This is a genomic window from Anaerococcus sp. HMSC075B03 (genome assembly GCF_001815585.1).
GTDB lineage: Bacteria > Bacillota > Clostridia > Tissierellales > Peptoniphilaceae > Anaerococcus > Anaerococcus vaginalis.
The window spans coordinates 1-499 of record NZ_KV821171.1; the positions used below are offsets into that span (position 1 = coordinate 1).

At 30.1% G+C, this 499-nt stretch carries 2 protein-coding genes; both read right to left on the minus strand.

Annotation, left to right across the window (positions count from 1 at the left end):
* Positions 1–320 (minus strand): relaxase/mobilization nuclease domain-containing protein (locus HMPREF3045_RS02330; protein WP_180362998.1); only part of this gene is annotated, 320 nt, incomplete at its 3' end.
* A gap of 1 nt (position 321) precedes the next feature.
* A partial coding sequence (gene mobC, locus HMPREF3045_RS02335; RefSeq protein WP_143269975.1) for a MobC domain-containing protein occupies positions 322–499 on the minus strand: 178 nt, incomplete at its 5' end.

The following is a 499-nucleotide window of genomic DNA, read 5'->3' on the forward strand; positions in this document are numbered from 1 at the left end:
ATATGCCCTCTATCTATATGAGTTGCAAGAACAAATTCATAATCTTCTTTTAAAATTTTCTTACATAATTCCATTCCAATTTCGTGAGCTTTTATAGGATCAACCTCTCCTGGTAGAAAAGATTGAATTAAATGTCTAGCCAAAACTGTACCCTTAGTATCGTTATCTTCTCGTGTTTTCATAAACTGAATATGGGCAGTAGATGGATGACATTTAAATGAAGATACCAAGACTTTTTCATCAGTTTTTTCACTCTTGGTTATATAATCTATTGCCAAATTTAGAGTTGATTTTATAGGATGTATCTTTGTAATTGCCATACTATTCACCAGAACTTTCTTTTGATTTATTTAGAAGTAGGGAATGGATCTGCCATATTTCTTTTGATAATTTTTCTATCTGTTCATTCATTGATTCGATTTCATTCTTGTAAATAATGCCAGTTGTATTAGTAGCTTTTGCAATCTGATTTATATTATTTGTTGCATTTGAAAGTAGC